The organism is Pseudomaricurvus alcaniphilus (assembly GCF_011440395.1).
Classification (GTDB): domain Bacteria; phylum Pseudomonadota; class Gammaproteobacteria; order Pseudomonadales; family Cellvibrionaceae; genus Pseudomaricurvus; species Pseudomaricurvus alcaniphilus.
Genome location: NZ_JAAOIX010000002.1, coordinates 336,719 through 362,081 on the forward strand (window position 1 = coordinate 336,719; position 25,363 = coordinate 362,081).

At 56.0% G+C, this 25,363-nt stretch carries 25 protein-coding genes; 6 read left to right on the forward strand and 19 right to left on the reverse strand.

Annotation, left to right across the window (positions count from 1 at the left end):
- Positions 1-52: 52 nt before the first annotated feature.
- The 16 genes from G8764_RS07535 to G8764_RS07605 all read right to left on the reverse strand — a co-directional run bounded on the left by G8764_RS07535 (position 53) and on the right by G8764_RS07605 (position 17,352).
- Entirely contained in the window at positions 53-592 is a 540-nt protein-coding gene (locus G8764_RS07535) for an isochorismatase family protein (RefSeq protein WP_166163737.1), read from the reverse strand.
- Between the two features lie 81 nt (positions 593-673).
- Positions 674-1,102: a hypothetical protein gene (locus G8764_RS07540; RefSeq protein WP_166163739.1), complete on the reverse strand. Its 429-nt coding sequence runs from the start codon at positions 1,100-1,102 to the stop codon at positions 674-676.
- Between the two features lie 46 nt (positions 1,103-1,148).
- On the reverse strand, positions 1,149-1,580 hold the full coding sequence (locus G8764_RS07545) for a GFA family protein (protein ID WP_166163741.1): 432 nt from the start codon (positions 1,578-1,580) through the stop codon (positions 1,149-1,151).
- A complete protein-coding gene (locus G8764_RS07550) occupies positions 1,577-2,749 on the reverse strand; it encodes a DUF1501 domain-containing protein (protein ID WP_166163744.1) in 1,173 nt (390 codons plus the stop codon). The genes G8764_RS07545 and G8764_RS07550 overlap by 4 nt, the downstream gene beginning before the upstream one ends.
- A gap of 2 nt (positions 2,750-2,751) precedes the next feature.
- On the reverse strand, positions 2,752-4,215 hold the full coding sequence (locus tag G8764_RS07555) for a DUF1800 domain-containing protein (protein ID WP_166163746.1): 1,464 nt from the start codon (positions 4,213-4,215) through the stop codon (positions 2,752-2,754).
- A 203-nt stretch (positions 4,216-4,418) separates the two neighbouring features.
- Entirely contained in the window at positions 4,419-4,571 is a 153-nt protein-coding gene (locus G8764_RS07560) for a hypothetical protein (protein ID WP_166163748.1), read from the reverse strand.
- Positions 4,572-4,672: 101 nt separating this feature from the next.
- Positions 4,673-8,641: an RCC1 domain-containing protein gene (locus tag G8764_RS07565; RefSeq protein ID WP_166163751.1), complete on the reverse strand. Its 3,969-nt coding sequence runs from the start codon at positions 8,639-8,641 to the stop codon at positions 4,673-4,675.
- 481 nt (positions 8,642-9,122) lie between these two features.
- Entirely contained in the window at positions 9,123-9,377 is a 255-nt protein-coding gene (locus tag G8764_RS07570) for a GlsB/YeaQ/YmgE family stress response membrane protein (RefSeq protein WP_166163753.1), read from the reverse strand.
- 394 nt (positions 9,378-9,771) lie between these two features.
- The gene (locus tag G8764_RS07575) at positions 9,772-10,173 is read right to left on the reverse strand and encodes a GFA family protein (RefSeq protein ID WP_166163755.1); all 402 of its coding nucleotides are present in this window, start codon (positions 10,171-10,173) and stop codon (positions 9,772-9,774) included.
- Positions 10,174-10,322: 149 nt separating this feature from the next.
- Positions 10,323-10,889, reverse strand: a complete 567-nt coding sequence (locus tag G8764_RS07580; RefSeq protein ID WP_341806328.1) for a DUF924 family protein — start codon at positions 10,887-10,889, stop codon at positions 10,323-10,325.
- Positions 10,880-11,137 (reverse strand): TIGR02450 family Trp-rich protein, encoded by a 258-nt coding sequence (locus G8764_RS07585; RefSeq protein ID WP_207951745.1) that lies wholly within the window; start codon positions 11,135-11,137, stop codon positions 10,880-10,882. Before G8764_RS07585 ends, G8764_RS07580 begins: the two co-directional genes overlap by 10 nt.
- On the reverse strand, positions 11,118-13,319 hold the full coding sequence (gene katG, locus G8764_RS07590; protein ID WP_166163757.1) for a catalase/peroxidase HPI: 2,202 nt from the start codon (positions 13,317-13,319) through the stop codon (positions 11,118-11,120). Before katG ends, G8764_RS07585 begins: the two co-directional genes overlap by 20 nt.
- A gap of 1,234 nt (positions 13,320-14,553) precedes the next feature.
- Positions 14,554-15,822, reverse strand: a complete 1,269-nt coding sequence (locus G8764_RS07595) for a DEAD/DEAH box helicase (RefSeq protein ID WP_166163759.1) — start codon at positions 15,820-15,822, stop codon at positions 14,554-14,556.
- Positions 15,823-16,337: 515 nt separating this feature from the next.
- Positions 16,338-16,460, reverse strand: a complete 123-nt coding sequence (locus tag G8764_RS22755; RefSeq protein WP_279538418.1) for a hypothetical protein — start codon at positions 16,458-16,460, stop codon at positions 16,338-16,340.
- A gap of 309 nt (positions 16,461-16,769) precedes the next feature.
- The gene (locus tag G8764_RS07600; RefSeq protein WP_166163761.1) at positions 16,770-16,976 is read right to left on the reverse strand and encodes a cold-shock protein; all 207 of its coding nucleotides are present in this window, start codon (positions 16,974-16,976) and stop codon (positions 16,770-16,772) included.
- Between the two features lie 217 nt (positions 16,977-17,193).
- Entirely contained in the window at positions 17,194-17,352 is a 159-nt protein-coding gene (locus G8764_RS07605; protein WP_166163763.1) for a YqaE/Pmp3 family membrane protein, read from the reverse strand.
- Positions 17,353-17,378: 26 nt separating this feature from the next.
- Between G8764_RS07605 and G8764_RS07610 the strand changes: the two genes are divergently transcribed.
- The 6 genes from G8764_RS07610 (at position 17,379) to G8764_RS07635 (ending at position 22,175) form a co-directional block, all read left to right on the forward strand.
- Positions 17,379-17,657, forward strand: coding sequence for a hypothetical protein (locus tag G8764_RS07610; RefSeq protein ID WP_166163765.1), 279 nt, complete (start codon positions 17,379-17,381; stop codon positions 17,655-17,657).
- Positions 17,658-18,036: 379 nt separating this feature from the next.
- Positions 18,037-18,783, forward strand: coding sequence for a DUF2589 domain-containing protein (locus G8764_RS07615; protein ID WP_166163767.1), 747 nt, complete (start codon positions 18,037-18,039; stop codon positions 18,781-18,783).
- Positions 18,784-18,795: 12 nt separating this feature from the next.
- Complete coding sequence (locus G8764_RS07620) at positions 18,796-19,395, forward strand: DUF2589 domain-containing protein (protein WP_166163769.1); 600 nt, start codon at positions 18,796-18,798, stop codon at positions 19,393-19,395.
- Positions 19,396-19,446: 51 nt separating this feature from the next.
- Complete coding sequence (locus G8764_RS07625) at positions 19,447-19,923, forward strand: hypothetical protein (RefSeq protein ID WP_166163771.1); 477 nt, start codon at positions 19,447-19,449, stop codon at positions 19,921-19,923.
- Positions 19,889-20,770, forward strand: a complete 882-nt coding sequence (locus G8764_RS07630; protein ID WP_166163773.1) for a hypothetical protein — start codon at positions 19,889-19,891, stop codon at positions 20,768-20,770. Before G8764_RS07625 ends, G8764_RS07630 begins: the two co-directional genes overlap by 35 nt.
- Before the next feature lie 34 nt (positions 20,771-20,804).
- Complete coding sequence (locus tag G8764_RS07635; RefSeq protein ID WP_166163775.1) at positions 20,805-22,175, forward strand: FAD-binding oxidoreductase; 1,371 nt, start codon at positions 20,805-20,807, stop codon at positions 22,173-22,175.
- A 4-nt stretch (positions 22,176-22,179) separates the two neighbouring features.
- Here G8764_RS07635 and G8764_RS07640 read toward each other — a convergent pair whose 3' ends face one another.
- The 3 genes from G8764_RS07640 to G8764_RS07650 form a co-directional block, all read right to left on the reverse strand.
- Positions 22,180-22,761 (reverse strand): TetR/AcrR family transcriptional regulator, encoded by a 582-nt coding sequence (locus tag G8764_RS07640; protein WP_166163777.1) that lies wholly within the window; start codon positions 22,759-22,761, stop codon positions 22,180-22,182.
- A gap of 39 nt (positions 22,762-22,800) precedes the next feature.
- Complete coding sequence (locus G8764_RS07645) at positions 22,801-23,421, reverse strand: MlaC/ttg2D family ABC transporter substrate-binding protein (protein ID WP_166163779.1); 621 nt, start codon at positions 23,419-23,421, stop codon at positions 22,801-22,803.
- A gap of 403 nt (positions 23,422-23,824) precedes the next feature.
- On the reverse strand, positions 23,825-25,297 hold the full coding sequence (locus G8764_RS07650; protein WP_166163781.1) for a DUF3360 family protein: 1,473 nt from the start codon (positions 25,295-25,297) through the stop codon (positions 23,825-23,827).
- Between the last annotated feature and the right edge of the window lie 66 nt (positions 25,298-25,363).

Consider the following 25,363-nt stretch of genomic DNA (forward strand, 5'->3'; position numbering starts at 1 on the left):
AATGCCCAAGCCCCATTAGTGCGCGCAGAAACCTCGGCGTTTTGCAGGCGCGCTATTTAACCAGCTGCAGCATTTGCCTGAACTCGGCCGCGCGGCAGTCGCCCACCAATTCGTACAAACACATTTCCAGACTGGTTACGCCAACCCCTTGGGACAACAGCTTTTGGATCGCCAACTCTTTATTCGCTGCGGCGCGAGAGGCAACACAATCACTCACCACCTCCACACTAAACCCAAACTGCACCAGGCCAAGGCAGGTCTGGTAAACACAGATGTGCGCTTCGATACCGCAGACCAACCAATTGGCTACCTTTGCCGCTCGTGCCGCAGCAACAAATTCTTCTGCACCACAAGCGTCAAAGGTGTATTTGGTGATTGGCTGGTTGGGCGCCAGTACATCGCTCAATGGCGCAACCGTAGCGCCCAGCTTGGCGGGGTTTTGCTCCAGCCACAGCAGCGGCAACTGCAGCAGCGTGGCGCCTTGGATCAAGCTGGCCATGCGGGCGATGACCGCTTCACTGTCGTCAACCATAGTGGCCAGCTTGCCCTGCACATCCACCACAACCAGGCCTGTATTTGCTTTTGTTAACATCTTTCACCCCTTGGTGTTAGCCGAGTTGATGACGCGTATGTTGCCCATAGCCGTGTTAATACAACAGGGTGTGTCCAGGCCCTATGGCGAGGCAGCATGGCTCGGCAGCAAAACGAGCAATCGTGGCGCAGCGGCAAACAACAGCAGCATGGCGATATAGACACTGCCCGAGACCGGGTCCCGGCTGGCAGCGTAGTCAGCGAGACTTTGTTCCTGCATAATCACGGCCAGCAACAACTCAGCGGTGAGCATAAACAGCAGCGCCAGTGCGCCAACCCACCAGCGCACGGCGGCCCGGGCAGGCAGTGAAAATTTGCGCACCACATAGCTGGCGGCAAAGTAGATGGCCAGCGCCATAAACGGCATCTCCAACAACTCCGCCCAGCGCTCGCCGAGGCGCGGCAGCAGCCACAGGACCCGGACAATACCCAGCAGGAACCCGACACCGAAGATCAGGGCAAAGTAACAGGCGGCGGCCCGGATAATATGTCCCCACTCAATGCGATGCATTGTTCCAGCCCTCATATTTAACCCGGCTAACTTAACCCGGCTAACTTCAGGCCTCTGGTCCATTTGCAAACTGGGCAAACACTTCCTCGCCGGTCATATTTTTCGTGCTATTGGCAAACGCATAGTAGTCAGGCTTTTCATCTATAAAAACCTGGTGATCAAAATTGAGCTCGGTATCCACATCAAGCAGCCCAACCGGAACGATGTAGAGATTATTTTGTTTTAACCGGTAGAAGAGGTGCGTGCCACATTTGCCACAGAACCCGCGCTGTGCCCATTCCGATGAGTCGTATACCGAGATATGCTCGTTACCCGAGAACTCCACTTTGTCGCCACAATCTACGGCGAACAGTGGGCCGCCGGCCCACTTTCTACACATATTGCAGTGGCATACACCGACGTCCGCTGACATGGACTCTGCGCTGATGGATACCGCACCGCACAGACAGCTTCCTTTTGCCACAGGCTCAGAACTCATAATCGTCTCCTTGATTGCTGGTCTGGTTTAAGATTTAGGGTTGGCCGAAGCAGCCGGGTGGCGGCAGGCTGCACGCCGGGGAACACCTCTTGCAGCTGGGCCGCCGACAAGCCCCAGTGCTGCCCCAATACGGCACCTATCCAGGCCTGCATAGAGGAGGTGGGCATCAGGTCCCGCCCCTCGAACAGATCGCTGTGGCCGAGCCCCGGCCACTCCCCCAACACGCGCCCGCCCTGCACCGCGCCACCGGCCAGCAGCAGGGCGGTGCCGGTGCCATGATCGCTGCCACCGGTGCCATTTTCAGCGACAGTACGGCCGAATTCTGTCGCCACGATCACCGCCGTCTGCTCCCAACTCGCCGCCAAATGCTGGCGCAGGCGCACCAGGCCTGCGTCCAACTGGGCAAATCGACGACTCAGGCGCGACGCCTGGTTGTTGTGAGTATCCCAGCCGCCCATTTCCAGCATTGCGCAGTCCGGCCCGTCGGGCTGGCCCATCAGTGAGCCACAAGCAGCGGCCAGGTCGGCAAAGCTGCGCTGCCGGGGGTTGGCTACCGCGCCCTGCAATTGCTCACGGGTGGCCAGTGCCTCCTCCAGTCGCGCGCTCAACAGGGGCTCGTCCTGGTAGAGGGCCAACAAGCGGGTGTAGGTATCGTCTTCGGCATTGGGGAATTGCGACGGGTACCAGGTGGTGCCAAGCGGTGCACCGCGCAGGCTGATGGGTACGGAATGGGCCAGCGCCAGGCCCTGCCCCTGGTGGGCCGCCAGGGCGCGGTTGAGCCAGCCACTGTCGTGGTCGACCGGGTAGACCCCGCTCTCCAAAATATCCTGGGCCTTGAAATGGGAGCGGCTGCGCTGCTCCGAGGCCACCGCGACGATGGGCAACAATTGCCCCCGCTGATACCAGGCATAGAGCCCCTCCAGCGCCGGGTGCAGGGCAAAGCCACGGGCCAGCGGCCGCTGCGTCATTAATTGGCTGTCAACCAGCCCCGGGCGATGGCGCACCAGGTGGTCATCAAACCCGGGGATAACCGCGTGCAGGGAATCCATGCCTCCGCGCAACAGCACCCACACCAGCTTTGGGCGCCGCGGCTGTCCGGCTCGCACCATTGGTGTCTGCCAGAGCAATAACCCGGCCCCCATCATTCTCAACAACTCTCGGCGCTGCATAATTATCTCCGCAGGAATTCGGGGCTCATAAACAGTAACACCATCGCTTGCTCGCGACTTTCAGCCCGCATTACTGCCCGGCGGGTCGGTGGTGTCAATTGCGGTCCCAGCGCCGTGACACCCAGCGCCACAGGCTCGCCGATGATGCGCCCGGCCAGCCGCGCAACCCAGTCCACCCGATCCAACAGGGCGTCGGCACCATCCCAGCCGCTGGCAAGGGCACTGAACCCCGCCGGGGAGCCTGCCGCAAAAGGACGCTGACCCATGCCGGTGAGCGAGTTGAGCAACAGCCGCGGCGGCAGGTGCCGAAACTTGCAGGCGCGACAAAAGGAAACCACAAACTCCCGCGGCGTTTTGAACTTCTGTTGTGGCTGCTGCCAGGCAGACTGGCTGCGCACCAATACCGTCACCACTTCGCGCAAGTCGCCGCCGGTCGCCAGCCAGCGCGCGGTCATGGCGTCAACCAACTCCACCGGCGGGCTGTCACTCACCACATACTGGCCCAACTTAAATGAGACATGGCGCGCCGTGGCCGGATGCCGGGCCAGGTCGCGCAGCATGTGCTCGGCCTGGGCCTCACCCGCCTCGGGGTAGCGCTTGCCCAGCAGCAGCCGCGCGCCGGGCTGGTGCCCCCCGGCGCGAAACACAAAGCCGGGCTTTTCTTGCCCGTTCAATCGCGCCACGCTCCAGCCACTCAGGGCCATGGCCAGTTCACGCACATCGGCCTGGGTATAACCCCCCTCCACTCCCAGGCTGTGCAACTCGAGAATTTCCCTACCGAGATTTTCATTCAGGCCCAACTTGCGATTACGGCCCAGGCGCGAATCGGGCCCGAAGGAGCGCTCGTTGTTCAGGTACAACAGCATTGCCGGGTGCCGACTGACTGCCAGCAACATCTCTTCAAAGGAGCCCAATAGATTGGGGGCAATGGCGTCCCGCTCCAGCAGGGGTGCCAGCACCTGCAACACTTTGCCGTTGGCCGACACACTGAAATGATTGGAAAAGAAATCCAGCAGGCGCCAGCTAAAGGAGTGCTCTGCGGCGATGCTGCGCACCAGGCCGTCCTGGAGCAACTCAAAATGCAGGCTCTTTAGTGGGTCTTCCCCGGCCGCCGGCGCCGCAGCCTTGATTGCTGGTGGCATTGAAGTCGTTGTGGGTGTGGATGCAGATGTAGTTGTAGATGCAGGTGTTGCTGCAGATTTTGGTGCCGCAGCCATCGACGCCGTTACTGGCGCCTTTATTACTGCACGGTTCTGCCTGGCCGCCATGCGTTGCTGGCGATCCTGAACCAACAACTTCCAGGCCGCCTCCAGGTCCGGCAGCCCGGGGGAAAACTCGGGCGTTTGCAGCTGTGCCAAGACCCAGCCCTGCGGATCTTTGGCTGCCGCCTCTATGTCTCCGGGCCTGGCCCCCAGGCCAAACCGATTGGTGGCGATTGACGCCGGCAACACGTTCTTATCCAGCATTGGACCAGCTCATTGATAAAGTCGGGGCACCCTACGATCAAGCCGCGTTTGCAACGAATAATCTGCCCGCACTTATCCCCCAGGATTGAAGATACAATCCCTGTGACTCTAACCCTCTGCGCGGAGTTCGTCAGCAAAAAAATCCAATCCCAAAGTGTACTTATGGAAATCGCAACAGGCAGTAAGACATTGTCGCTCCAGCGTCACTCAGGCCCGCTGATATTAAACAACTGTATGGCGGTGAATTCCTCCAGTCTTTCCTTGGCCGGAGGAAAGGGGATGTGCGGCCCAAAGGCGCAGTGCTGGTTGATCCATAGGGTACCGCGGCCCATGCGACTGGCCAAGGCGTGGGCCATCCTCGATATCCTGGACCGTGGTCAGCGGCACAAAGAAGCCAGGCTCGGAACTGATTTCACCACTTGAACTGGTTTGTTTGCTGATTATTCCCGCTATGAAATCAATGCCAGGCTGAAGGCCACTCCACTATTCGCAATATCTCCCGGGGGTTGCGGCCATTTTTAATCTCCAGCGTACCCCTGTCGTCTAAAACCGAATACAGGCCAATCTCTTTAGTACCATCGCCATTGATGTCATCGATCTCCAGCAGAGAGGCCTGGCTAACATTCATGCTCGGCCACGTGTAGGGTTGCAGAGGATTATTAGTGGCACTATCGATGATAACCAGCTGAGCCTGGCCCTCGCCTTTTCGATTGCCGAGCAAGGCGAAGTCGTTTTTTCCGTCTCCGCTGTGATCAGATAATTCAAACACACGCCTATCAGTCCAGTTACTGTTCCAGCCCACAGTCTGAATTGTTTTTGCCTGACTGCTGCTCTTAACGACAATACGGGTTCGATCATCATCGGTGCGACGCCCAACCAATGCAACTTCCCAGAGATTATCACCGTCACGGTCTGGCAGGCTGAGGTAGTCTATTGGTTCCAGTACAGCCGGCCAGCCGAACCTTTTCGGTGTTTGCCCACGGTTAGCCCCGCTATTGGCAATCAATTGCGGCCTGTCATTATCTTTACGCTCTCCAACCACCGCAATGTCGTCGATGCCGTCGCCATCCAGATCCTTGATTACACGTAACTCGAGACTACTCCAGGCGTCACCCCAATCGTAAACAGTCGGAGACGCAGATGGATCTTTTACATTCTTAATCACTAGCCTGTAACGTCCATCACCCCTGGGTTGTCCAAAAACAGCGACTTCAGCAATACCATCACCATTGATATCCGGAACCTCGACAAATTCAATATTGTTCCAAACCAGAGGCCAGTTTATGACTGTCACCGGAAGTGACGGGTCGATACCTTCCCGCACAACAACGCTAGGTCTGCCAGTACTTTTCTGGAAGCCTGCAATAGCAAACTCCCGGAAACCGTCATTGTTCAGGTCATCCAACTCAAGGAACCTGACTCGATTCCAGTTTGCGGGCCAATTCCAGGTGGCCAGGTTGACAGCCGAGGATCCGTCTTTTACTGCCAACTGTGGTCTGTGGTCATATTTGTTGTAACCAAATACACCCACCTCGCGGATGCCATCGCCATTTAGATCCGAGAGCTGCACCAGTTGAACCTTCAACCAGTTGGCTTGCCAGGTGTACGAAATCAAGTGCTCACCTGTTGACGGATCCTTTATCACGAGCTGTGGCTTTTCACTCCGGCCTAACTCACTTTTGCGCAACCCAAATTGACCAACATCGGAAACTCCATTGCCGTTTATATCATCGAATTTATATAGAGATATACGGCTAGAACTTTCACAGGCGTCGCCAATGCCATTGCCGTCTACATCCAACTGATCAGTGTTTTGAATGAGCGGGCAGTTGTCCTCGGCGTCAGCAACCTCATCATTATCATCGTCATAATCTGCATTATTGCCAACGCCGTCTCCGTCCGTATCCGTCCATTCCGTGCTATCCAGAGGGAACGCATCCAACCCGGCCTGGTTGGAATAGCCATCGCCATCAATGTCATCGTCACAGACATCACCCATGTTGTCTCCATCCAAATCACTTTGATCGACATTGGAATTGAACGGGCAGTTATCTTCAGTATCGGCAACCTCGTCATTGTCGTCGTCGCTATCCGCATTATTGCCAACGCCGTCGCTGTCCGTGTCCATCCACTCGCTATTGTCCATTGGGAAACGATCAAGCCCATATTGATTGGAAAAACCGTCGCCATCAGGATCTATTTGCAAAGCTGGCACATCATTGACTCCATAGTCGCTGCGGCCCCAACAAATCACACCAGATTCACTCAAAATACAGGTGTTATTACTCCCTTCGGAAATTGCTGCCGGACTAACCAGAGCTTGCGTAGTGGGCTGGCCTTGGCTATCGTTTTCCCAGCATCTGGGGCTTAAATCATCCGCTGCACAGGTGACGGAAATTCCTGCTGCTATCGCCACAGCCAACGCGGGCGTATCTTCTGCACCGAAACTTTCCAGCCCCCAACAGGTTACCCCATTATCATCCAATGCACAGGTACGGTAAGTACTCGCTGATATCGCCACAGGATTACTTAAAAAAGGCACATTCAATTGCTCGAGCGAGTTATCTCCCCAACACCGCACTCCATTAGCATCCAGCGCACAGAAATGCTCATACCCTGCCGAGATAGATACCGGATTAGCCAGCGGATAGAAATAATTCAGGATACGACGCGAGTCCCCGTTGCCCCAGCAAGTAACTCCCCTATCCTCCATTGCACAACTAAAATCTCTACCAGCCACGACGGCCCTGGGGTTATCCAGGGGTGGCACAGACGTTGAAGCATCGTACCAGTACTCCTCCAGCACTTCGGAACGATAATAGACATATCGATACCATCCGCCCCAACAGACAATCCCACTATCGTCCAGCGCACAGGAGTGAGTTGCACCTGAAGACACCGAAATTGGATTGCTCAGTGCGGGGACGTCAGTCTGGCGGTAGCTATTGTCTCCCCAACAAATAACGCCGGAATCATCCAGCGCGCAAGCATGATTGCCTCCTGTTGAGACCTGATAATCTGCCAACAGCGGATCCAGGTTCTGGCTAATTTCCCAGCCATCGAGTAGCGAGTCTCCATCGGAATCCTTGCGTTTAGGGTTGAGTCCAAGTTCAAATTCCACCAGCGCGTTAGCACCATCCATGTCGAAATCTGATGTTAGGTCACTGGGGTCATTCGGGTTAAGTCCAACCAAAACTTCATATCGGTCGGGCAACCCATCACTGTCATCGTCATAGTCACATCCGAGCCCGGCACCGTTGCCATTCAGGTCCGACTGTTGGCTATTTGCAACAAATGGACAATTATCCTCTGCGTCTGCAATGCCATCGTTGTCGTCATCGGTATCGGCGTTATCACCCGTACCATCAAGATCGTTATCCTTCCACTCTTCCGGGTCTAGCGGGAAGGCGTCTAAGCCGCCCTGATTGTTTACTGCATCAGAGTCAGGGTCTATCACCAAATCCGGTATCAACGAGTTATCTATGCCATCACCCCAACAGGACACCCCTCGATCATCCAGAGCACAAACGTACTCTTTTCCTACAGAAATATTTGCCGGGTTGACTAAAACCGGTGGTTCGCCGTAATTGTAATCGACGTTGCCATCGCCAAATTCATTTACGCCCCAACACTGTACGCCGTTGTCATCCAGTGCACAGGTGTAGCTTGTACCCGCTGAGATGGCCCTGGGGTTACTCAATGTCGGCACCACAGAAGCGTCTATAGGCTCAGCGATGTAGTAATCATAATAACCATCGTAGTAAAAATCATCCCACTGACCCCAACAGATCACTCCGCTATCAGTCAAAGCACAAGTGTGAGTCGCTCCTGCTGAGATTGCCAAAGGGGCTTGAATAGAGGGAACATCGATTTGGCCGTGCCCGTTGGCGCCCCAGCATTGCACCCCATTACTGTCAATTGCGCAGGTGTGATTCGCACCTGCAGAAATTGCTATCGGATCGGACAGCGGCGGCACATCAATTTGATCAACAATATTTCTGCCCCAACAACTCACACCATAGTCATCCAGCGCGCAGGTATGGTAGTCACCTGTCGACAAAGCGACCGGATTAGTTAATGCTGGGACATCCGTCTGGCCATATCTATTGTAGCCCCAACAATGAACGCCAGTGTTCTCCAAAGCGCAGGTATGCCGGCTACCCGGTGCGACCAAAACCGGGTTGGTCAATACCGGAACATCGGTTTGACCGTCTCCATTTTCGCCCCAGCAGTGCACGCCCCTATCATCTATGGCGCACGCATGGGAGCGACCAGATGCAAGCAGGTAATCGGCCTGTAGTGGATTGCGCCCATTTGCGAGCTCCCATTCGTCGGGCAAAGAATCCAGATCGCTATCTAGAGCGATAGCAGGTGCAGGGAACAAAGAAAGAGCTAAAACCAGGTAGCCAAACGCGACTGTTTTCATTGTTATACTCTCCATCCTTAGCGAGTCATTAACCTTGATAATAAAGGAGTGCTGACAACACTGATTGTACCGCTCCATGGCAGGCTATCACGAAAACCTGTTGACTCAGTACTTTTGCGCGCCAAATTTCAAGCAATCATAAATTTTGCGGGGTGTCTCCTGCCCCCAGAGCAGCGAGTAAGACAAAGCGGGGGCTAAGCCGCCTCCTTCATGCTCCTAAGAGTAATGCTGTTCCAGGCCCATGAACGCCCACAAGCCGGTAGTCATCGAAGGATTTATTGAATCTCGGGAAGTGGTGATAACCAGTGAAAACCCGCTAGGGATCTGGCAAATAGACGGCGTGAACGCCGTGGAATTGTTGCGTCAACGTGGCGGGCAATCAGCGCCCTAGGCGCTTCCCTCTAACGCCTATTACCTCAAGGCCAGAGGCCTCGAACAACTAATTGAGGCCGGCGTTATTATCGAGTAAAAATCAACCCTTTCAGGTTAATTTTTTAAACACGCGAATAACAAACAGTAAAATAACCGCGCCAATGGTTGCACCTGCTATCTGGTTCAACAGCGGTGAATTTAACAGATTGAAACTGCCGAAAAGAAAGCTGAACACCAGCGCGCCAACGATGCCCACCACCATATTGCCAAGCACTCCAAAACCATGGCCTTTGACAATTTGGCCCGCCAGAAATCCGGCAATCGCACCAATCAATAACGCAATAAGCAAACCGGTAATATCCATGTGCTACTCCCCTGAATGAAATTATTGAAATTTTATAAACGGGTATAGAAACCAGAAAGAAAGTATACCCGATTGAAATAATAAAGATCGAAAAATCGGCACTCGGCCTGCTGGCCAGTCTATTGCCGCAATTTTCAGCTACCGACATAAAGCTTCCAAAATAACAGCAAAGCTGGGCCTCTCACAGCTGGCAATATGGCAGGTATGGCTTCGGGGGCTTGCTTTCAAGACCCTCGACAGCATGGATGCTGTCGTGGAGCCCCCATGGATGGGTTAACGCCGAGTCTTGAAAGCAAGTCCCTGGAGCCAGGCCGGGGGAGAAAAGCCGCTCTCCCCAATTCACATGCATACTATCGCCGACAACTAACTTATTAATAAGATAACAAAGCGCAATTTATTGTGTGGATGGCCGCCCCTCGGCGTATGTAATCACCCCTGCCGGTAACACTTCCCAAGCCGCTTTGGAACCCACATAGATGTGATAACCAATTTCAATCTGCGGATCCTCATTCAGACAACCCAGGGTAATACCATGCACAACACCATTATGAATACCACACAAGGTCGAACCACAGCGACTGCAAAACTGCAAACCAAAACCTGGCTGAGTTGCGTAAGTGGTTAACAACTCAACGCCCTGCAACCAGCGAAATTCACTCGCCTCGACCAGAGCATAGGCCGACGCCTGGGCACTAAACGCCTTGCGGCAGCGGGAACAATGACAAGAGCGCGCGTCCCGCAGCGCCCCCTCAACCTGGTATCGAATACTTCCGCAAAAACACTCACCGGTAATCATCACAACTCCTTACGTACAACAATCCCTTCACACTCAAAAGCGCACCAGCGGCCCCGCCCAAGGCAAAACAAACAATATCCGCCAGCACAGAGTTTGATCAACCGCAAAAACAGCGCGGCATACCTGACATCGACGGACGCAGCGCCGGTCTAAAAACCTGAGCCCGGCAACTTCAAAAACGCCTCTTCTTCTGCGCTGGAGACGCGCCCGAGAATCCGGTTCCGATGGGGGTAACGGCCAAAGCGTTCAATAATGGCCCGGTGCTTTCGCTCAAATTTAAGCGTTGATTCAATGCCAAGGCTTTCAAACAGCGGCTCTGCCTGGGCGTGAATCTGTCGCGACTCACTGTGCATGTACGGCATATAAAGAAAGCTTTTTTGATCCGGGTTCAATTCCGAATCGAAGCCACCCGCCACCGCCTCCTGCGCCAGGGCTAACGCCAGTGGATCGCAGGCAAAGGCCCTCGGTGTATCACGATGCATATTCCTGGAAAACTGATCCAAAATAATAATTTCAGCAAGACGCCCCAGCGCTGTTTCACGCCAATGGTAAAGCTCGCAGTCACTGGCCTGCCGATGCAGCTCGCCAAACCTGTTGGCAATCAACCGGTCGAACGCCTCGTCCTTTGCCCAGCGCTGGGACGGCTTGATTTCCGCAAACCAAAAATCGATGACCTTATAGTGCATGCAGTACAGCGCCTCCTGAACTACTTCCAACCCTGGATCCAGCGGCTCGAATCCTTTAGTTGCCGCCAGTCCAGGGCATACTCCCGCTTCGACATGACCGCTTCGATCAGGCAGGACACCACCGCGCCCTCTTCATCAAACTCCACTTCGGTGACCAGGAAATGCTTTTCCTTGTTTTTTGGCGCAACTGCCGTCCATTTACTGTGCAGCAGTTTTTTCGGATTTATCCGGGTCACCGCAGCTTGCTGCTTTAACGGCTCATGCCTTGGTGAGGTCAAACCGATCCAGCTCCATCACCTTGCTCCAGGCCGACACGAAATCACGCACAAAGCGCTCTTCGGAATCAGCACAAGCGTAGACCTCGGCGATGCCTCGCAGCTGCGAGTTGGAACCGAAAACAAGGTCCACGCGAGTGGCACTCCACTTGGGCTTGCCGGTGGCGCGATCGCAGCCGGCATACACATCTTCCGCTTCTGACGTTGGCTTCCAGGTGGTGCCCATATCCAGCAGATTGACGAAGAAGTCATTGCTGAGCGTCTCCGGTCGATCGGTAAAAACGCCGTGCTTGGGATCACCAGCATTGGTATTGAGCACGCGCATGCCACCGATCAGTACCGTCATCTCCGGAGCGGTCAGGGTCAGCAATTGCGCCCGGTCGATCAACAACTTCTCCGCGGTGATGCTGTATTGTGCTTTCTGGTAGTTGCGGAACCCGTCCGCCACCGGCTCCAGCACGGCGAACGCCTCCACGTCCGTTTGCTCCTGGGAAGCATCGGTGCGGCCCGGATCAAAGGGCACATTGACGTGATGCCCGGCCTTCCTGGCGGCCTTCTCGATAGCGGCACAACCACCCAGTACAATCAGGTCAGCCAGTGAGACTCTCTTACCGCCGGACTGGGCTGCATTGAACTCCCCCTGGATCTGCTCCAGGGTCTTGAGTACCTGCGCCAATTGCGCCGGCTTGTTGACCGCCCAGTCTTTTTGCGGCGCCAGCCGAATGCGTGCACCGTTGGCTCCACCGCGCTTGTCAGAGCCACGGAAGGTAGAGGCCGACGCCCAGGCGGTGGAAACCAGTTGCGAGACCGACAGCCCGGAGTCAATAATTTTCGCTTTCAGGTCAGCAATATCCTGGCCGTCGATTAAGTCGTGATCCAACGCCGGTACCGGGTCTTGCCAAAGCAGCTCTTCCGTAGGAACTTCCGGGCCCAAATAGCGCGCCACCGGACCCATGTCGCGGTGAGTTAACTTGAACCACGCCCGGGCAAAGGCGTCGGCAAACTCATCCGGGTTTTCGTGGAAGTGCTTGGAGATTTTGGCGTAGGCCGGATCCATCTTCAGGGCCATGTCCGCCGTCGTCATCATGGGAGCATTTTTCTTGGTCGGGTCGTGCGCATCCGGCACTACCCGGGCCGCGGGGTCTTTCGGAATCCACTGGTGTGCACCGGCCGGACTCTTGGTCAGCTCCCAATCGTAGTTGAGCAGGTTGTCGAAATAACCGTTATCCCACTTGGTGGGGTTGTTGGTCCAGGCACCCTCCAGCCCACTACTGATGGTATCACCACCGCTGCCACTGCCAAAGCTGTTGGCCCAGCCGAGGCCCTGCTGTTCAATCGAGGCACCTTCGGGCTCGGGCCCGACGTATTTTTCCGGATCGGCGGCGCCGTGGCACTTGCCGAAGGTGTGGCCGCCGGCGGTGAGGGCTACAGTCTCATAATCGTCCATCGCCATGCGCGCGAAGGTGTCGCGAATGTCTTTCGCCGACGCCAGCGGGTCGGGGTTGCCGTTGGGGCCCTCGGGGTTAACGTAGATCAGCCCCATCTGCACCGCCGCCAGCGGATTCTCCAGGTCCCGATCGCCGCTGTAGCGCTGGTCGCCAAGCCAGGTGCCCTCTTCACCCCAGTAAATATCCTCTTCCGGCTCCCAGACGTCCACGCGTCCACCGCCAAAACCAAAGGTTTTCAGGCCCATGGATTCCAGTGCACAGTTTCCGGCGAGGACCATCAGGTCGGCCCAGGAAATTTTCTTGCCATACTTTTGCTTGATTGGCCACAGCAGGCGCCGCGCCTTGTCCAGGCTGACGTTATCGGGCCAGCTGTTGAGCGGCGCAAAGCGCTGGGAGCCGGAGGATGCGCCGCCGCGGCCGTCACCGGTGCGGTAGGTGCCGGCGCTGTGCCAGGCCATGCGAATAAAGAACGGCCCGTAGTGGCCCCAGTCCGCCGGCCACCAATCCTGGGATGTGGTCATCAGGGTTTTGATGTCCTGCTTCAGGGCGTCGAGGTCGAGGCTCTTGAATTCTTCTGCGTAGTTGTACTCATCGCCCATCGGGTTGGAGAGGGAGGAGTGTTGGTGCAGTATGTTGAGGTTCAGCTGGTTCGGCCACCAGTCTTTGTTCTTGGTGCCTTCGCCGGCGACTTTTTTGTGAACGCCGCCCATTACCGGGCATTTGCTTGCATCTGTCATAAACGTCTCCCTCTGTTATCTATAGCTGGTTATTTAAAGCTAATTATTGGACTTCGACCTCTACCATACGCCCGCGCATGCTGTTAAGACCAATAAATTTTAGCTGATGCGCCGATAGCTTTGTCAAATAACGGTAGTACGGCAGGGTGACCTGGCACGTATAAAGCCTTTTTGCTTGAGGCCACTGCCAATTGCCAATGATTCGTCCGAAGTAGAACATGGATTCGAGCGGCGGCCCGGTGGGTGTGCCCTGCCAGACCGGCCGCAGGCTCTCCGCGTTGTACGCTCTTCGCCACTTGTGAACGTCTTAATTGTCGCTTCTCTGCGCTTCGCTTAAATATCCGATTCGTAAAAATCTTGGTTTAGCGCGGCGGCCCGGTGGGTGTGCCCTGCCAGACCGGCCGCAGGCTCTCCGCGCTTTTCGCGGTCTTGGCATCTCGCTAGGGTTTTAATAGTCACGGTGCTCTGCCTAAGTAATTGTTCGTAAACATAACATGGTTTAGCGCAGCGGCCCGGTGGGTGTGCCCTGCCAGACCGGCCGCAGGCTCTCCGAGCCTTGACCAGGCATCGAGCGAGGTTCTGGGAAAAAGACAAAAATAAAGATAGTGAAGTCCTCTCGAGAATAAATTATCTCGAACTTCTGCGGGTTTTTGTGGGTCTGGTGAGGCATGCGGATCAGGACTTGATCAGATCTCAATTCTTTAAGCTCGAAATGAAATTAAACAGCTCTTAGAAGCACAATGTAGTCAGCGGTGGGGGGAGCCCGTTGCGGATCAATCAGGCCATGCTTATCCCCCCGACCACATTTGGGGTAGTCGGCGAGGACTGTTCGAATCCCAATTTTTTGCGCGTCTTTTTGCGCAAAAAATGGTTGAGTTTCACAGCCGCCAAATGTGGTCGGGGGGATATGGCCGATCCGCAATGGGCTCCCCCCACCGATGACGGGCAGTCCACTCAAATCTCGAATGTGCATATTCCCACTGCAAAAATGGTTGTCCATGTATCAATCGATCCGCAACTGGCTCCGCCATCGATGACAGGCAGTCCACTAATATCTCGAATGTGCATATCCCCGCTGCAAAAATGGGTGTCCACGTAAGGATTCACGTAAGGATTCACGTAAGTATTGGCAGAATCACGCATAGCAAGTGAGCACAACGACCAGGGTTGCGCTCAGCGAGAGATGCAGGTGCTGCAGTTGAGTTTTACGGCCGTTAAGGCGCTCGGAGAGAGGTCAGCGGGGGTTATTACCCGGCTTGTTTTTCAGGCTGCGAGCGGGTGCGGCGCCACGGTGATTGGCGGATTTGTTGGTCGCCTTGTTGGCCGGCCTGTTCTTCGGCACATAATTTAAAATCGATACTGGCACCACTTTTTCGGGGGCGAAGCCTTCGATTTCCTTGCGTGCGATGATGTGGCCCAATCGGCTTTCGATGGCGCACAGGTTTCTGAAGTCGTCCTTGGAGACAAGCGATATGGCTTCGCCCGCGGCGCCGGCGCGACCGGTGCGGCCGATGCGATGAATGTAATCGTCGGGCTGGTCGGGCAAGTCGTAATTTACTACTCGCTCCAGGTCATTGATATCAATGCCGCGGGCGGCTACTCCGGTTGCCACCAACAAGCTCAGCTCACCGGACTTGAAGTCCGCTAGCAGTTTCTCGCGCACCGCCTGGCTTCTGCCGCTGTGGATGGCCTCGGCTTTGATACCGCGCTTCTCCAGCTGGCTGACCAGCTTGGCGGCGCCGTGTTTGGTCTCGATAAAGATCAGCGCCTGCTGCCACTGTAGCGTCTTGATCAAGTGGCTCAGCAATGCCGATTTGGTGCCCTTGTCCACCGTGATCAACCACTGGTCAATCTGCGGCTTTGAGGTTTCGGAGCTGATCGCCGATATTTCCAGCGGGTAGGCAATCGAGGTTTTCGCCAGGGAGCGGACATCCTCGGCCAGCGTCGCCGAAAATAACAGGTTCTGTCGCGCCGGGGGCAGGCGTTCGACGATCTTGTTGATGGCGGCGATAAAACCCATATCGAGCATTCGGTCGGCTTCGTCCAGCACCAGGATTTTCAGCTCGTCGAAATGCAAAGCGCGCTGATGGGCCATGTCCAGCAGCCTGCCCGGGGTGGCCACCAGGATATCGATCCCCTCCAGCAAGCGCTGCTTCTGGGGCTCGGTATCAACCCCACCATACATCGCCATGGAACTGAGGTTCAGGTACTTGCCGTAGCGGGCGATATTGGCCTCCACCTGCACTGCCAACTCCCGGGTGGGGGTCAGGATAAGTGCGCGAATGCGCTTGCCGCGCAGTTTGTGGCCGGTGTTGAGCAGTTCCAATATGGGCAATACAAAACTGGCGGTCTTGCCGGTGCCGGTGGCGGCGGCGGCGAGCAGGTCACGGCCTGCCAATATGGCCGGTATGGCTTGCTGCTGGATGGGTGTCGGGGTGGTATAGCCCTGTTCAGCTACGGCTTTTACTATTGGATCAGATAATCCAAGTTTTGCGAATGGCATGGTGGGCCTCGGGCAGGAGATAAATACGGTAATTAGCCAACGGACTGCTCTGGCCGGGGGCGCCAACAGCTGATGGTGAGAAGAATCGGGGCACGGAGTATAACAGTTAGTGACGGAGCGTTGAAGAAACTCGCCGGGTCAGTGCAGGCAGTGGCTGCCGCCATGTAGCTGTTATTGCAGCTGTCGTTGTAGTAGTTGTGATTGCCGTGGTGTTGTGATTGTCGCTGTAGTGGTTGCCTCAGTGGTAGCTGTAACTTCGAATCGCCCTGGGGCTAAAATCGTCTGGGCCCAGGATCGCGTTGGGGCTGGCGTCATCCTGCGTTCGCAATGGTCTTGCCAACAGGATTAATAGCGGCGTTTACGGCGCACGTTGCTCCGCCGCCAGCCTGAGTGGATTTAAGTGTGATATAAGCGCACCCGGTGGGTGGCAGTAGCCGGTTTTGACAGGCTGCAAATCAACACCAGGGGCGCTATAGTTCAGCCTTTTGCTAACTGTCGTTCAATTCTGGCTGGGCTTACCTGAGCCCGGCCGTCAGGTTTTTTTCCGCCTTTTTTTCTTTTTTCTCGTGGCGTTTTTCTTTCATGGTTTTTTCGGGTTTCTTTTTCGCTGACTTTTTCGCATCATGGCCTTTGGCCATACATTTCTCCGCTGAACTGGGCGATATACATTAGGTTTCTGTAAAGTGCCATTTTACGGCCGCTACAGCATCTCTTACCTGGAACAACACCTCGGTGCCGAAACATTTCCGTCAACTTATTCAATACCTGGGAAGATAATATGCCTGGGACTGTTGCTATACCGGGACTGAAACCTTGCCAGGAATAGCACTTTGCCAGAAATAGTACTTTGGCGGGATTGTTACTGTACCTGAAACACCACCGCACGTTGGCGCGTTAACACTAACGGCGATGCTGTTTTTGTATGTCAGGTGCTATCTGCTTACATACTACACGGGTCGAACGTTATTTGCACACGGCCCTTTCTGGCCTTGCCCCTCGTCATACTCAACTTCCTGGCCATCGTTCAAGGTGGCGTAACCGCCGCCACTTTTAATTTCCGAGTGGTGGACAAACAAGTCCTTGCCGCCGTTCTCCGGCGTGATAAAGCCAAATCCCTTGTCTGCATTGAACCACTTAACTGTACCCTTGCTCATAACTTTTGCCTTTTATTTTGCTGGTGAATGGTATGGGACACTCTATTTTCGAATTCACCGTTCCGAAAAATCTTTTTATTCGCCAATACAGCCATCAGGTTAACCGATTCCTGGCTTTAATACTGCTTACTTGGCCTTTTATTCCACTTCTTATTCTATTTTTTATTCTACTTCGGCCGCCATTTGTCTTGCCTGCGGCTCCGCTCTCCTGTTCAGGTCACTTTTTGGCAATAATGTATACCGCGTGAATAATGCCCGGCAGATAACCGCACAGGGTGAGTATGATATTGATCCAGAAGTGCTTGCCAATGCCAACCTGTAAAAACACCCCCAGCGGGGGTAGCAGTATGGCGAAAATAATGCGGATAATGTCCATGATTGCTCCTTAGACTGACACCAGCATTGGAAATTCAAGCTGGTGGGAATTTCAACAGTTCCGGCAGATCGACGATTTCAGCAAGATCAACAGCCGTCAGGCTTCAGGTTAACCGATTTTCAGGCCGGGAAAAATCAATTAATCCGCCGTCTTCTCCTAACGGCAATACCTCGCCGAGCGAATGGGCGCGCTGGCCGGCAGGTCTGGCAACGATAGTTGCCACGAAAACCGTTGCCCTGAGCGCCATATTGATTGCAGTATCGACCAAAACAGACGTGGGCGCTACTCGTCACCGCACGGGCTGATTTGACGCGTAATTCCCTTTTAAACAAAAACGTTTAGGAGTAGGATCTTCCGGGTATGTGGCCAAATGTTAATGACCTTTATCAATGCCCTTGTTGCCCGCGCGCCACTAAACACAGCGCCACCCAATCAACGCAGCGGCCATTGAATTTTAAACGCGGCCATTGGACTTAAACATTGTACAACCAGGAAAATGTAAAATTAATTTCTGCGCCCACTGGCCAGCTCCCGGATTCGAATAAGCGTAAAAATGCTAAAAAATGTACCGCTAGCGAGTTGGCTACTGCACCACTAACAGCTTTTAAGGCAACATAAAAAACGGCGTATCGATTCGAAAACCCGGTGCTTGTAGCACTGGGGATGTAAGGGGAAAAGTCCGGGATGACAGATGGCAACGACCAAAAACCAGCGGACTCCGAGCCTGCGCCAGAGGAGCCGTCACAAACCACGCTGACCCTGGAACAGGCCCTGCTCGCCCCTCTCGACTCGATCCTGAAAGCGCAACTACACTCCGCCCGCTCATTCCTTAACCTGTTGCTGCAACTGGGCTATCCGCATCAGGACGCCAACAACGATGGCCACCCCTACAGCCTTGATTTCAAGTTTACCCACGAGGGCGAAACCCAAAAATTATCCGTGCCGGCGTTAGCGCTGGTACCTATTTCACCCCTCGCTGTTGACTCGGCCAGCTTTCAACTGGAGATGTCTGCCCGGCGCGTCATCAAGCAAGCCCAAATTCGCGAAAGCGTAGAGGACAAAGCGACTTCCCAAGAAAAAGGAAAGAAGTTTGATCGCTATCAGCGCCCCTGGTTTCTGGTGGATAAACCGGTGAACATCGAAGGTGACATTGTCTCTTCGCCCGGCGGTGAAATGAGTAAACATCGCGAGACGCAATCGGCCATTAAAATTAATATCAACGTCAAATCCATCCCCCTGCCCGCAGGGCTCGACAAACTCCTCTCGTCGCTCAGCGGCATGTCGCAAATCACCCCGGTAAAACCCGGTGACGGTAACATCACCAGCAGTAATACCGGCAGCAATACCGACAGTAGCAACAATAACAACAATGACAATAGCAATAACAACAATGGCTCGCAGCAACCCGACCCTCCACCGCAAACCAAATAGCAGGAGCTTACTATGGCTAACGAAAAGAGTCTGATCGGCGCGGAATTCCAGGCCTTGCCACTGGATTATTTGATTTCAACACCGCTGGTGGCCGCGGTAAAGGCGCAGCGTGTTGCCGCCGAGAGTACACAGCAATTTATCTTGAGTATGCTCAATGACGACGGCACACCGGTGACGGTGGATTTTGCGGTGAATCAAAAAAGTGCCGACGGCAACGATAACTCCATCGCGGTGCACGCCCCGCTGTTGGCCATGGTGCCTGTGCCACACCTGAAAATCGATTCGCTGGTCATCAAGTTTACCTTTGAAATCAGCCAGACCTATCGCGACGCCAAAGAGACCAACAAATCCATTAATACCAGCGTCAGCTCCGGCAAAGCCCTGAGCCCCTGGGTCAGCGCATCGGTGAAAGGCTCCATCTCCAGCAAGGCGACCCAGGACTCCACCACCAATCGCAGCGGGCAACTGGACATCACCGTGCAGGCCAGCGAAGCGGCTATTCCCGAGGGCCTGGCGCGGGTATTATCGTTGATGACCAGTGCCATCCAAACCCCGGGAAGCGCAGATGCGAATCCATCGACGCCGGCCAAGCCGGACACCAAGCCCAAGTAAAGGGCCGAATGAACTTTCGCTCTTCGGCACTGGCAAGCAGGTGCAGCGGCAATGCAACTCGGTAAACTGATCGGCAAGTCACAGCCGAAAACCTGGTTTCGCCTCGACCAGCTGCTGGAGTCTGTGCTCGCCGATGCCATTAGCGCCGATGCCAATTTTCAATTGACCCAGGTGCAGGCCTGGCGCGATTTTGGCCATGCACTGAATGAATTCGGGCAAATACCCACCGTTGATCGAATCGATCTCGCCGTGGGGTTTGGCCGCCTGGAGAACCTCGGCTTAAGCGAGCTGTCGGTCAGTATGCCCCTGCAAGTGTATTCTCCGGGCTGGTGGCGGCGAGCCTGGTGGGGCATCGTCAGGATATTTGGCGGCACGGTGCCGAGCCCCGAACAGCGGTTTCGCCTGGCCAGGGCCGGCAACCGCGGTGTCATCGAGCTCTGTATCAAGGCCTCCCGCACTCAACAAGGTCGCTGGACCGTAAGTGAAGCCCCCCATGACGATTCCACACAAGCACAGCCGACTCCCTAAGCCGCTGTTAGTATTTTTAATCCTGCAGGGGGTGATCAGTGTGCTATTGATTATCGCCGTCGCCCTGCTCTATTGGCCACTGCCGGCCAAACCAACTTTTCCCCACCTCAGCATCTTCCAGCGCACTATCAGTGATGCCGCAGTAGAAGACAGTTCGCGCATCGTACGCAATTTATTTGCCTTGAACGACGCCAATCGCGAACTGAAGTGGGAGGAGATAGGCGGCGAACGCTGGCTTAAAGCCGTCGCCTGGATGAGCGAATCCAGTTGGCAAGATCATTACGCGCAACCCGAGTCTGACTGCGACTCTGAGGCGCCTGCCTGCGATCCCGAGGCACCTGACTGCGCCCCCGTGACACCTGACTGCCGCTATGCTGAAGCGCAGTCCCCGCCGGAGCACATCGCCAGGGTATGGATCACCCTGGTGCCCCAGGTGCAGAAATTTTGCCAGTCACTGCGCTTTGACGACCCCTCCTTCCGCCTCAAACAATACCTGGGGCTAGACCCCAACCGCCGCTATGATCGCTTTATGGAAATCTGGGTAAAACCGGAAGATGTGTTTCGCCCCTGCGTCGATCCGGAGCCAAACGACAACAGCTGCGAGTTGCGCATGGACACTCGTTCGCCGCCGCGGGTAAAGAACATCGACAACTATGTCGCCTATTTCCAGCGTATTGCGCAGGAGGTCTACACCCCTGAGGGCGCGCCCTGGACCCGGCTCGGTTACACCTACGACTGGGGCTACGGCGAGCGCGGCGTTGGCGCCAGTGAATATATTATTGTGCCCCAGGCGCGCTTTTTAATCGCCGGCAGTTACACCACCGAAGAATATTGCAAAGCAGACTAGCCGCCCGGGAGAAATTGCCAATTAAGGGAGGAATATGGCCGTAACCATCCAGAACTGGAAGCGAGACCTTTCCTATTCGGCCCACAGCCTGGTGCGAGCCGACTCCGTCAATCACATCGTCAGCATCGTCAAGGATACTGAGCGCTACCCCTCACCAGTCCGCGTTAAGGGCTCACACCATTCCACCACCCGCTGCATCGAAGCCAATGGCGGTACGGTGATCGATGTCAGTGGTCTGGACCGGATATTAGAGATCGACGCCGACGCCCTGACCATCTGCATGCAGGCCGGTGTGCGCCATATCGATGCCGCCAGGGCACTGGAAAAAAAGGGCCTGCAGTTCTATGTCAATGTGGAGATAGGCAACCTGACCGTGGGCAGTGGTGCCTGCGGCGGCACCAAGGATGCCTCATTTATCAGCGACCGGATTACCGAGTACGGGCAGGTCGCATCCTATTGCATTGCCATGAAGGTCGTGCAGGCCGACGGTTCGATCGTCGAGATTAGCGAGCAGGACAGCGAAATGATGTCGATGATGCGCTCAAGCTACGGCTTGCTCGGCATCCTGGTGGAGGTCACCTACCGGGTCAAACCGCTACGAGCCATGGCCGTTCGGCACCAGGCCTACAGCGTCCACGCGTTTGTCGAGCGCCTCGACGAGCTGCTGGCCGGGCAGCAGTCCATGATGCTCTACCTGTTTCCCTTCCTCGATCGGGTGGTGGTGGAATACCGCTATGACAGCAGCAAGCCGGTGCGCTCCGGCAGCTGGCAATGGCGCCTGCGCAATTATGTCTGGAAAACCCTCAGCCCCGGATTTGCGCGAGTAGTCGGCCAGGCAATTCCATGGGCCGGCCTGCGGCACCGAATTTACAACGGCTGGAACCGGCTGACCATGAAGGTCATGCAGCTGCTGTTGCGCGATTGTAACAGCAGCCCTGCCGACCAGATTATTCGCTACCCGGAAACCGCCGGCTTCGCCTCCTACACCTTCAGCATCTGGGCCTTCCCCCGGGCAAGCTACGGCCAGGCCCTGCTTGACTACTTCGAGTTCTGTCGCAACTATCACCGGGCTAATGGCTATCGCTGCGATTTGTTAAATGTGGGCTACAGCATCGCCGCCGACCGCCAGTCCCAGTTCTCCTATTCCCGGCGCGGCCCGGTGCTGACCCTGGACCCGGTAGCCACCGGCGCTAACGGCTGGCCTGAATTTCTCGACGCCTATAACGAATTCTGCCATCAACACCAGGGCACCCCCCTGTTCAACCAGACACCGGGAATTACCCCGGCACAGGTGCAGGCAGCGTTCGCCGCGGAAATTCCCGCATTTCTCGAACTGCGGGAACGCCTCGACCCGGAGCAGCGCTTCTATACCCCCTGGTTTCGGCAGCTGCTGGAGCAGAACTGATCAGTTAATCCGGGACGTCGACTTTGTGCCAGGGCAGCCAGGGCAAACCCGCTTTCGCGGCCGCTATCGTGGTCTCGCGGGAGCGGCCGAGGTAGCCATACACGCGCAGACCTAATACGTGTAGCATAAGGCTCGCCGCATACAGCCGGGCCTGCTCGGGGGAGTGTTCGCGGCTGAGGTAATCGGCGTACAGGTCTTCCATTTGCGACAGGTAGCCACTGATGCAGTGCAGCAAATCACTGCCGCTGGCGGCCAGCTCCAGCTGGCTCTTGATCAGGAAACAACTGCAGTAATTGCCGCTGCCACACTCCTCCACCAGCTGCAGCACTAACTGGCACACTCCCTCGCCAACGGAAGGTGCATCGTCCAGCACCCGGCACACAGCGGCCCGGAGCTGGCTGGTGTAGCTTTCCAAGGCTGCCTGGTAAAGCCCTTCCTTGCTGCCAAACGCCAGGTAGAGACTGCCCGGCTTTAGCCCGGTCGCCTTGACCACCTGCTGCATGGAAGCGCCGCTAAAACCCTGCTGCCAGAAAAGCTGGGTGGCATCCCGGATTACCTGTTCCCGATCAAACTGCGCTCGCGTCATCGCAATATCTGCCCTGGCTGACTGTGCTGCTGAAACAAATCAGGCAGACCAGTTGGCAATCACCTGATCGATATCAGCGTGTTTCTTCATGGCCTGGGCGAACTGCGCGCGAAAGGTAGTACCGAGGTTGACGCCATCAATAATCACATTGAGCAGCTTCCACTGATTATCCCGCTTGCTTTTGCCCATGCTGTAGACAACCGTATGCACGCTGCCATCGCCGCGCAGCTTCTGGACCACGCTGGCCTTGCGCTGCTCACTGTAATCCTGCTCGGGCGGCACAATTTCTATCTCCTGGTTGGCGTACACCGCCATACCCTTGGCATAGGTGGTGATCATGCTGGTCTGGAACACCTCGCTGAAGCGCCGGCGCTGGGCGGCGCTGGCCTGTTTGGCGAAGCTGCCCATCACGCCGTAGGCGATATAGTCGAACGCAACCACCGGCTCGAGGATGGTACCGATTTCCCGGTAAAACGCCTCCGGATCCCTTTCCAGCAAAGCGCCCTTGTTCTCCACTACGCTCAACACTTGACCGGTTGCCTGGGCAACCACACTGTGGGGCAGCTCGGCGCTCGATTCCGCCAGCACAGTGCTCGCCATAAAGCAGCTCACTATCACCAGGACTGCATAACGCAACCCGTCTCTAACTACGTTTTCCATAAATTACCCCTTCTAGGCAAACTGCTTGAACACATTATCAACCGGAGTGTTGGCAATGCGATTAGTGTGGTTACCTACCGACGGTGTTAACTGGCCGCTCCCGAAAACCAGGCCGTGCCAGCAAGCAACTTGCCCGTCGATATCTTCAATGGCGCGACTATAACCACCTTTGAATGATCGTTCAAGCTAAATTTGAATGAATGTTCAAGCTATTAATTTTGGGACCGGCCAGCAGACCAGGACATGGACTCCAGCCATTGCTTGCCCCGGGGGAATACAGGGGGCGCGATTAGAGCTCGAGACCAGAAGCACGAGGGCTCAAACGACAGAAGCCCACGATCAACTCATCCCTGACTTAATCGTGGGCTTGCTAACTTGTTTTCCTTTAGCGCAAGAGTCGCTCCTAGAGCTCGCGGAACCCCTCCCACAGAGCTGGCAGGCCCGGGAACATGCCGATACCCGCCATGATCACGCAGAGGATAAACAGCACCACGCCGGGAATGATCCAGCGCCCGGTGTGACCCAGATCCTTGCCGCGCTCCTTGCAGCCAATCAGGCCCAGGTTGTCCAGCAGCATGGTCAGGGACCAGCCAAACACCGGGTTCACCAGCGCGGAGGAGAAGATCACAATGGCCGCGGACTGGGTGGTCTTGCCCTCACGGGTCATCTGCATGCCAGCTTCCAGCAGGGGCACATAGACACCTACCAGCAGCGCCACGCTCAACACCGGTTGCCACACCGCCAGGTCCATGGGGTAGCCCAACAGGGCGGCGACAATACACAGCACACCGGTCAGCACCGCGCCAGCCGGAATGGGACGGCGGGCGATTGCCGCCGGCACGATGTAGGTGCCCCAGGAGGAAGTGATATTGCCACCGCCCAGCAGGCTGCCGGTAATCTGGCGGGCCGAAGCGGTAATCATGGTGTCGTCCATGTCCATCACCACCTTCTCAGTGCGCGGCGGGTAGTTGAGCTGCTGAAACACGCGGTGGCCAACAAAGTCCGGCGACCACATGGCCACCGCCAGCACCGCGAACGGGGCCACGGCAATAAAATGGTGAAACTCGGGAAAGCCCAACTGCCAGCCAGTGCCCTCACCCCACCAGTAGAAGGGGTTCATGTTGGGAATACCCGGCTCGGTGGAAAACTCAAACGGTGCGCCCAGGGCAAACGACAACAGCGCCGCCAGCACCGCGCCGAGGGGTATCGCCAACCAGCGCATCTGGATGTGCTCCAGGTAGGCGTACATCAGGATGGTGGCCATAATCACCACAAACGCCAGGTAGGCCATATCGAAGCTTTCCGCCCAGGCAAACAGGCTTTTGATCTGGCCGCCAATGCCGATAAAACCCAGGTACAGCAGCAACCCACCGGCGACCCCGTTACTGGTCAGGCGAGCCAGCAGACTGCCGCCTTTGACAACGCCCAGCAGGAAGCCCAGCACGCCAATCATCAAACCCAGTGCCATGGGGTGGCCGCCGGACGCCACAATCAGCGGCACCAGCGGAATCAACGGCCCGTGGGTACCGGCCAGGTTACTGGTCGGGTTGAAGAAGCCGGACACCAGTATCACGAACAGTACCGCGGCAATCAGCATCTCATAGCGCACGTTTTCGATAACGAACGCTTCCGAAAGGCCCAGCTGGCCGGCAAAGGCACCGACAATGGCGGCCACCATCACAATCTTGCCGATGGTCGCTGCCATGGCAGGCACCCAGTCCTCGAATTCAAAGCGATAGTCCCGGAACGGCAGGTTGGGCCGCCAGCGCCGGGGCGACATGCTCTGCAGTTCATGATCCAGATATTCGGTGCGGCTGGCGAACGCCGAGCGCGGCTTGCGACGCTGCTGGTAATCGGATGGTAGCGGGCCGTTCATATGCATCCCTGATATTATTAAATTACGAGGCCAGCATTCTAACGGCGGCCCGCGCCGGTCACCATG

What these genes read in the sequence shown, in the direction of transcription:
- G8764_RS07535 (WP_166163737.1), bottom strand. Translation starts at nt 592, where the DNA reads ATGTTAACAAAAGCAAATACAGGCCTGGTTGTGGTGGATGTGCAGGGC.
- G8764_RS07540 (WP_166163739.1), bottom strand. Translation starts at nt 1,102, where the DNA reads ATGCATCGCATTGAGTGGGGACATATTATCCGGGCCGCCGCCTGTTAC.
- G8764_RS07545 (WP_166163741.1), bottom strand. Translation starts at nt 1,580, where the DNA reads ATGAGTTCTGAGCCTGTGGCAAAAGGAAGCTGTCTGTGCGGTGCGGTA.
- G8764_RS07550 (WP_166163744.1), bottom strand. Translation starts at nt 2,749, where the DNA reads ATGCAGCGCCGAGAGTTGTTGAGAATGATGGGGGCCGGGTTATTGCTC.
- G8764_RS07555 (WP_166163746.1), bottom strand. Translation starts at nt 4,215, where the DNA reads ATGCTGGATAAGAACGTGTTGCCGGCGTCAATCGCCACCAATCGGTTT.
- G8764_RS07560 (WP_166163748.1), bottom strand. Translation starts at nt 4,571, where the DNA reads ATGGCCCACGCCTTGGCCAGTCGCATGGGCCGCGGTACCCTATGGATC.
- G8764_RS07565 (WP_166163751.1), bottom strand. Translation starts at nt 8,641, where the DNA reads ATGAAAACAGTCGCGTTTGGCTACCTGGTTTTAGCTCTTTCTTTGTTC.
- G8764_RS07570 (WP_166163753.1), bottom strand. Translation starts at nt 9,377, where the DNA reads ATGGATATTACCGGTTTGCTTATTGCGTTATTGATTGGTGCGATTGCC.
- G8764_RS07575 (WP_166163755.1), bottom strand. Translation starts at nt 10,173, where the DNA reads ATGATTACCGGTGAGTGTTTTTGCGGAAGTATTCGATACCAGGTTGAG.
- katG (WP_166163757.1), bottom strand. Translation starts at nt 13,319, where the DNA reads ATGACAGATGCAAGCAAATGCCCGGTAATGGGCGGCGTTCACAAAAAA.
- G8764_RS07595 (WP_166163759.1), bottom strand. Translation starts at nt 15,822, where the DNA reads ATGCCATTCGCAAAACTTGGATTATCTGATCCAATAGTAAAAGCCGTA.
- G8764_RS22755 (WP_279538418.1), bottom strand. Translation starts at nt 16,460, where the DNA reads ATGGCCAAAGGCCATGATGCGAAAAAGTCAGCGAAAAAGAAACCCGAA.
- G8764_RS07600 (WP_166163761.1), bottom strand. Translation starts at nt 16,976, where the DNA reads ATGAGCAAGGGTACAGTTAAGTGGTTCAATGCAGACAAGGGATTTGGC.
- G8764_RS07605 (WP_166163763.1), bottom strand. Translation starts at nt 17,352, where the DNA reads ATGGACATTATCCGCATTATTTTCGCCATACTGCTACCCCCGCTGGGG.
- G8764_RS07615 (WP_166163767.1), top strand. Translation starts at nt 18,037, where the DNA reads ATGACAGATGGCAACGACCAAAAACCAGCGGACTCCGAGCCTGCGCCA.
- G8764_RS07620 (WP_166163769.1), top strand. Translation starts at nt 18,796, where the DNA reads ATGGCTAACGAAAAGAGTCTGATCGGCGCGGAATTCCAGGCCTTGCCA.
- G8764_RS07625 (WP_166163771.1), top strand. Translation starts at nt 19,447, where the DNA reads ATGCAACTCGGTAAACTGATCGGCAAGTCACAGCCGAAAACCTGGTTT.
- G8764_RS07630 (WP_166163773.1), top strand. Translation starts at nt 19,889, where the DNA reads ATGACGATTCCACACAAGCACAGCCGACTCCCTAAGCCGCTGTTAGTA.
- G8764_RS07635 (WP_166163775.1), top strand. Translation starts at nt 20,805, where the DNA reads ATGGCCGTAACCATCCAGAACTGGAAGCGAGACCTTTCCTATTCGGCC.
- G8764_RS07640 (WP_166163777.1), bottom strand. Translation starts at nt 22,761, where the DNA reads ATGACGCGAGCGCAGTTTGATCGGGAACAGGTAATCCGGGATGCCACC.
- G8764_RS07645 (WP_166163779.1), bottom strand. Translation starts at nt 23,421, where the DNA reads ATGGAAAACGTAGTTAGAGACGGGTTGCGTTATGCAGTCCTGGTGATA.
- G8764_RS07650 (WP_166163781.1), bottom strand. Translation starts at nt 25,297, where the DNA reads ATGAACGGCCCGCTACCATCCGATTACCAGCAGCGTCGCAAGCCGCGC.